This window comes from Shigella sp. FC1661 (assembly GCF_001712525.1).
In the GTDB taxonomy this organism is placed as follows: Bacteria; Pseudomonadota; Gammaproteobacteria; order Enterobacterales; family Enterobacteriaceae; genus Escherichia; species Escherichia coli.
In genome coordinates this window covers 1-6,343 of the sequence record NZ_MDGW01000129.1, presented here as the reverse complement: position 1 = coordinate 6,343, position 6,343 = coordinate 1, and the positions used below count along the sequence as shown (strand labels likewise).

The 6,343-nt window shown below is 51.2% G+C and carries 4 protein-coding genes and 4 pseudogenes; 2 read left to right on the top strand and 6 right to left on the bottom strand.

The genetic code is table 11. From position 1 onward, the window contains the following. Positions 1-159: IS1 family transposase (locus BFF42_RS09175; protein ID WP_032277379.1), on the bottom strand; the 159-nt coding region annotated here is incomplete at its 3' end. Between the two features lie 59 nt (positions 160-218). Between BFF42_RS09175 and BFF42_RS09170 the strand changes: the two are divergent. Further along, positions 219-452: pseudogene (locus tag BFF42_RS09170) on the top strand (pentapeptide repeat-containing protein); the annotation flags it as partial. 153 nt (positions 453-605) lie between these two features. Here the strand turns inward: BFF42_RS09170 and BFF42_RS09165 are convergent. From BFF42_RS09165 to soxR, 3 genes and pseudogenes are all read right to left on the bottom strand, one after another. After that, positions 606-2,255, bottom strand: a complete 1,650-nt coding sequence (locus tag BFF42_RS09165) for a Na+/H+ antiporter (protein WP_000402207.1) — start codon at positions 2,253-2,255, stop codon at positions 606-608. Positions 2,256-2,406: 151 nt separating this feature from the next. Beyond that, positions 2,407-3,755, bottom strand: a pseudogene (ghxP, locus tag BFF42_RS09160) (guanine/hypoxanthine transporter GhxP). A 545-nt stretch (positions 3,756-4,300) separates the two neighbouring features. Next, positions 4,301-4,765: a redox-sensitive transcriptional activator SoxR gene (soxR, locus tag BFF42_RS09155; protein WP_000412428.1), complete on the bottom strand. Its 465-nt coding sequence runs from the start codon at positions 4,763-4,765 to the stop codon at positions 4,301-4,303. Between the two features lie 85 nt (positions 4,766-4,850). On the opposite strand from soxR, the gene soxS reads away from it, so the two are divergent. Next, positions 4,851-5,174: a superoxide response transcriptional regulator SoxS gene (soxS, locus tag BFF42_RS09150; protein WP_000019358.1), complete on the top strand. Its 324-nt coding sequence runs from the start codon at positions 4,851-4,853 to the stop codon at positions 5,172-5,174. 2 nt (positions 5,175-5,176) lie between these two features. Here the strand turns inward: soxS and pdeC are convergent. Together pdeC and BFF42_RS09140 are read right to left on the bottom strand one after the other, a co-directional pair. After that, positions 5,177-6,040, bottom strand: a pseudogene (pdeC, locus tag BFF42_RS09145) (c-di-GMP phosphodiesterase PdeC); the annotation flags it as partial. Positions 6,041-6,051: 11 nt separating this feature from the next. After that, positions 6,052-6,343 (bottom strand): annotated as a pseudogene (locus BFF42_RS09140) (IS1-like element IS1X2 family transposase); the annotation flags it as partial.

Here is a 6,343-nt window from a genome sequence, read left to right as displayed (position 1 = left end):
GTGCGTACCGGGCTGAGAGGCGGTGTAAGTGAACTGTAGTTGCCATGTTTTACGGCAATGAGAGCAGAGATAGCGCTGATGTCCGGCAGTGCTTTTGCCGTTACGCACCACGCCTTCAGTAGCGGAGCAGGAAGGACATCTGATGGAAATGGAAGCCACGCAAGCACCTTTAAATCACCATCATACACTAAATCAGTAAGTTGGCAGCATTACCCTGTATGTTTAATACCCGTCTCTATCGGGTTAATTTTGATGAGGCTAGCGTCCAAGGAATGGGCATTTCCATACTCCGTGGAGAGGAAAATATCCCCATTGATAGTGATACCCTGGTAACACTACAGAAATTCTTTGAAGAAGATTGTACCTCTCATACTGGCATGTCACAAACTGAGGATAATATTAATGCAGTCGCTATGAAGATTACTGCAGATATTATGCAATACGCAGATTGAGGTTAAGTCGAAGAACAGCCAATGAATTGACTTTACAAGAGAGATAACTTATTTGTTTTAGAATCATGAATGTTAGCCCGAGCTAACCTGTTAAAGGTGCAAAAGATTGCACCTTTTTCAGATTACCTCGGGCCTGGTTACGTCGCTTTCGGCTTACTGATTTTCCTCAATTAGCAACGCTTCAAGCAAATCGAGATCGTGCAGTAATTTTTGCAGCGTTTCGTTGCTGATCTCCCGCGTGGCGCGCAGGTGGTACAGTTCAGCACGTTCAGAACGCAATGCCGCCAGACGGAAGCGACGCTCAAGGTTCTCTTCCTGCACGGAACTTTCAACGTCGTTACGTCCATCGGCGCGACGACGCAGGTTACCAATGACGCGAGAACTGACCTCCGTAAGCAGCTGGTTATCGATATTCTCTTCGGTATCCGCCGCCAGACGCTCCTCCATTTTCTGGATCGCCACAATCGCCACTTCTGCCGTTGCCGCTCGCGCAATACGTTCCTCTTTCAATTGTTGCGAATGATCCGCGACTTCAATGTGTTGTAGCAGAATAGGCAACATCACCACGCCGACAAACAGCGAGAAGAGAATGACGCCAGCCGCCAGGAACACCAGCTCATAGCGCGCCGGGAAGACGTTACCATCCGGCAAGAGCAGCGGGATAGAGAGCACACCGGCCAGAGTGATCGCCCCACGCACCCCGGCGAAAGACGCGATCAGGATTTCTCGTGTGGTCCACGAACCAAACTCCATCGGCTTCTTCTTCAGGAAGCGGTTGCTGAACTTTTTCATCGTCCACAGCCAGCCGAAACGGACCAGCATCAGCGCCGCATATATCAGAATAATATCGGTAAACAGCATCCAGATTTCGACGTTAGGGTCGATTTCTGCCGCCATCAGCGACGTCTCCAGAATACCCGGCAGCTGCAGACCTAACAGCAGGAACACCATGCCGTTAAAGACAAATTCCAGCATCGCCCAGGTGCTGTTTGCGCGCAGGCGCATTGCCAGCGGCGCACGGCGCATCACACCGGAGCGGGTGATGGTCATCCCGGCGGCAACCGCAGCGAGGATGCCGGAAACGCCAATATGTTCGGCAATCAGATAAGAAGCGAATGGCAGCAAGAACAGCAGAACGATCTGCGTCGCGGGTTCATCACCGCCCCAGCGGCTGAGGAATCGCAGCGAGCGACCATACAGCCAGCTCACCACAAAACCGGCAAGAATACCACCAATGGCTACTTTCATAAATTCGACCGTCGCACCGCCGACGGTGAAGATCATCGTCCCCATCGCCACTGCCACGGCAAACTTCAACGACACCAGGCCGGAGGCGTCATTCATCAACGCTTCGCCCTGCAAAATGCCCATGATTTTTTTCGGGATGCGCCCTTCGCCAACAATCCCGGAGAGCGCCACAGCATCGGTCGGAGAAAGTACCGCCGCCAGCGCAAAGGCGGGGATCAGCGGAATGCCCGGCACCACCCAGTAAATAAGGAAGCCAATGCCGACCACGGTGACCACCACCAGCGCCAGCGCGAGGCCGAAAATCTCTCGACCATGTTCGAGAAATTCACGGGTCGGCGTTTTCCAGCCATCAGCGAACAGCAACGGCGGGATAAACAAGACTAAAAAGAGTTCAGGATCAAACTCCACATGCAAACCAAACGTCGGCCACGCCAGTAGCGCACCGATGGCGATTTGCATAAGCGGAAGCGGGATCTGAAAGGGCATGACACGAGTGACCACCCCGGACAGCGAGACCACGAGGGTCATTATCAGTATGGTGAAGAAGATTTCCATGCGTTCCCTGTTTGCGATGTTTTTTTATGATCTGAGAAAGGCGTTATGCCTGAATTCTCATTTTTTCAGAATATCGCAAAAGCTCACACAATGTGCGGAGAAAATAAAAACGGGCAGCCATTGCCACCCGTTTTCAGAATCCGATGAAAGATTAGATAGCCCAGCCACCCGCATAGAAGGTCACCAGCGCCACGGCGATAACGACCGTACCGATGTTCAACTTGCGCCATTCGCCGGAAACCAGACGACCAATCACCAGAGTCGCGAAGCCGATCATGATGCCTGTTACGATGTTACAGGTCAGCACGATGAATACCGCCGTAACCAGACCCGCCATCGCATCAACAAAATCAGCAAAGTCGATTTTCGCCACGTTGCTCAGCATCAGCAGGCCAACGTACATCAGCGCCGGAGCCGTTGCATACCCCGGAACGAGGTAAGAGAGCGGAGAGAGGAACAGAATCAGCAGGAACAGCACGCCAACGGTGATAGCCGTCAAACCGGTTTTACCGCCCGCCGCCGTACCCGCCGCAGACTCGATGTATACCGCTGCCGGAGCAGCACCCACCAGGCCAGAGAAAACGCTGCTCATGGAGTCAGTGGTCAGTGCTTTCCCACCGTCGATGATCTGCCCATCTTTATCCAGCAGGTTCGCCTGGCCGGCGACGGCACGGATAGTTCCGGTGGCATCAAATACTGCCGTCATCACCAGCGCCAGAACGCTTGGCAGGACTACAGGATTCAGCGCGCCCATAATGTCCAGGCTGCCAATCAGTGAATTGCCGTTTTCATCGCTCAATGAAGGCATGCCGAAAACGCCGGAGAAATGGACGTTAGGATCGAAGATCAAACCGACAATTGAGATACCGATAATGGTCAGCAGAATGCCACCAGGGACTTTCAGTTTTTCCAGGCCGATGATCACCGCCAGACCTACCAGTGACATAATCACCGGGAAGGTCGCGAAATCACCCAGCGCAACGGGCAGACCATCAAGCGGGTTTTTAATCACCAGACCAACACCATTAGCGGCAATGAGCAGCAGGAACAGACCGATACCGATCCCCGTGCCGTGCGCCACACCGTGCGGCAAGTTGCGCAAATCCAGCTACGGATACCCGTGGCAGAAATTACCGTAAACAGCACACCCATCAGGAACACGGCACCCAGCGCGACAGGTACGCTAATATGTTGCCCCAGCACCAGGCTGAATGCGGTAAACGCCGTCAGGGAGATGGCGCAACCAATCGCCAACGGCAGATTAGCCCACAGACCCATCACGATAGAACCGAGTCCGGCAACCAGACAGGTTGCAACGAAAACTGCCGCAGGCGGGAAGCCTGCTTTACCCAACATACCTGGAACGACGATGACCGAGTAGACCATCGCCAGAAACGTTGTTAACCCGGCAACCACTTCCTGACGGACAGTGCTTCCACGTTGTGAAATTTTAAACCAGGCGTCGAGTGAACCGCCGGTACGCGCTGATGGCGTAGACATAAGAAAACATCCCCTGAGAGTTTAATTTTCGTCAAGATGCGTGGCGGACAATCCCCTGCCAGCGAAACGTTATCTTCCTGCTCCAGGTTTGCGACAATTTACTGCGTCGCAAAAAAGCAAACGTTTAGCTCCGCGCATACAAAACGGGTGGTAAAAAAAGCAAACGATTATCCGGCGATCATAGCGGCTTTTTCAACCGAAGTTTGCTGCTTTTTTCTCTTTTATTGTCTTGACGATGAAAAAACAGGCAATTGATGCGCAAACGTTATCGTCGGTGCGCAAGATTGCAGCGCTATCGAGCCGTATACCGTTCAGGATTGCGATAAAAAATCGTCTGAGATGACAAAAATATTGCGGTTAAAAAGTATACTTTTACACTGGCGAAGAAACGTCGGTGACATACAATTAAAGCATCAACACCAACCGGAACCTCCACCACGTGCTCGAATGAGGTGTGTTGACGTCGGGGGAAACCCTCCTGTGTACCAGCGGGATAGAGAGAAAGACAAAGACCGGAAAACAAACTAAAGCGCCCTTGTGGCGCTTTAGTTTTGTTCATCTTCCAGCAAACGTGCGCCGGTACCTTCTTCTCCTAAGCGGTCGCCCGGGTTACGCAACGGGCAATCACTGCGCGAAAGGCAGCCACAACCAATACATCCGTCCAGTTCGTCACGCAGCGCCACTAAGGTATGAATGCGCCGATCCAACTCTTCTCGCCATTGGGACGAAAGCTGTTTCCACTCTTTCGCACTTAACGTATGCCCTTCTGGCAACACGCCAAACGCTTCACCAATGGTCGCCAGCGGAATGCCAATACGCTGAGCAATTTTGATAATTGCAACATATCGCAACACATCACGTTTATATCGCCGCTGATTGCCGCTGTTACGGATACTGGTAATCAACCCTTTACTTTCATAGAAATGCAGCGCCGATACCGCCACACCGCTGCGTTTCGCCACTTCGCCGGGGGTTAGCAGCGCTTTAATGCGGGGTAATTTCTTTTCCATAAATCGCTTTACCTCAAGTTAACTTGAGGAATTATACTCCCCAACAGATGAATTAACGAACTGAACACTGAAAAGAGGCAGATTTATGTCCCATCAGAAAATTATTCAGGATCTTATCGCATGGATTGACGAGCATATTGACCAGCCGCTTAACATTGATGTAGTCGCAAAAAAATCAGGCTATTCAAAGTGGTACTTGCAACGAATGTTCCGCACGGTGACGCATCAGACGCTTGGCGATTACATTCGCCAACGTCGCCTGTTACTGGCCGCCGTTGAGTTGCGCACCACCGAGCGTCCGATTTTTGATATCGCAATGGACCTGGGTTATGTCTCGCAGCAGACCTTCTCCCGCGTTTTCCGTCGGCAGTTTGATCGCACTCCCAGCGATTATCGCCACCGCCTGTAGTTTTATTGCCCGCGCGTTAACTCCCGCGCGGGTAATTGCTCCATCCATTGCATAAACACCTGCGGCGGCATCGCCTTCGCAAAAAACCATCCCTGGCAATAGCGCACGCCGCGTTTGCGCAGCCAGTTAACCTGCTCCTCAGTTTCGACGCCTTCAGCGATCGTTTTTAACCCCAGGCTGTGCGCCAGCTCGATGATGTGTTCCGCAATCAAATGACTGGTTTTGTGGGTGGTCAGCGTTTCAACAAACGATTTATCGATTTTCAAAATATCGACATTCAATGATTTAAGGTTATGCAAGTTAGAGTAGCCAATACCAAAATCATCAATTGCCACTTCGTAACCAGCCTGGCGGAAAGCCAGAATAATCGGCGTCATTTTTTCGACATCAAGAAATGCATGCTCAGTCACTTCAAATTTAATTTGCTGCGGACGCACCGCGTATTGCTCTGTTTTCTGATTGATTCGCGCTATCAACCGTGACGTATGAAAATCGGAGGCCGACAGGTTAATAGAAACATAGCGATCTGCATGTGTTGCCAGGTAATCGCCCAGATCGCGGAAGACATTATCAATAACATAATCAGTTACCTGTTCTATCATCCCCTCCTTTTCTGCCAGCGGAATAAACTCTGCCGGATTCATTACTTGCTCCTGCTCACCAGGCCAACGTAACAACGCTTCAGCGCCGATACATTTTTCTGTTTTGATATCGATTATTGGCTGGTAATAAAGACAAAGTTGATGTTTTTCTAGAGCGCGTTGCAATTTGCGTTTGGGAGACAAATAGTTTTGTCGAATACGTAGCCAGAGTAATAGCAGAACAAGACTCCCCAAAATACCGGCGGGCAACGCAAAAATAAGGTAATGACTCCAACTTACTGATAGTGTTTTATGTTCAGATAATGCCCGATGACCTTGTCATGCAGCTCCACCGATTTTGAGAACGACAGTGACTTCCGTCCCAGCCTTGCCAGATGTTGTCTCAGATTCAGATTATGTCGCTCAATGCGCTGAGTGTAACGCTTGCTGATAACGTGCAGCTTTCCCTTCAGGCGTGATTCATACAGCGGCCAGCCATCCGTCATCCATACCACGACCTCAAAGGCCGACAGCAGGCTCAGAAGACGCTCCAGTGTGGCCAGAGTGCGTTCACCGAAGACGTGCGCC

Excerpts from the sequence above, each read along its gene's own strand:
- BFF42_RS09165 (WP_000402207.1), bottom strand. The coding sequence starts at position 2,255 with ATGGAAATCTTCTTCACCATACTGATAATGACCCTCGTGGTCTCGCTG.
- soxR (WP_000412428.1), bottom strand. The coding sequence starts at position 4,765 with ATGGAAAAGAAATTACCCCGCATTAAAGCGCTGCTAACCCCCGGCGAA.
- soxS (WP_000019358.1), top strand. The coding sequence starts at position 4,851 with ATGTCCCATCAGAAAATTATTCAGGATCTTATCGCATGGATTGACGAG.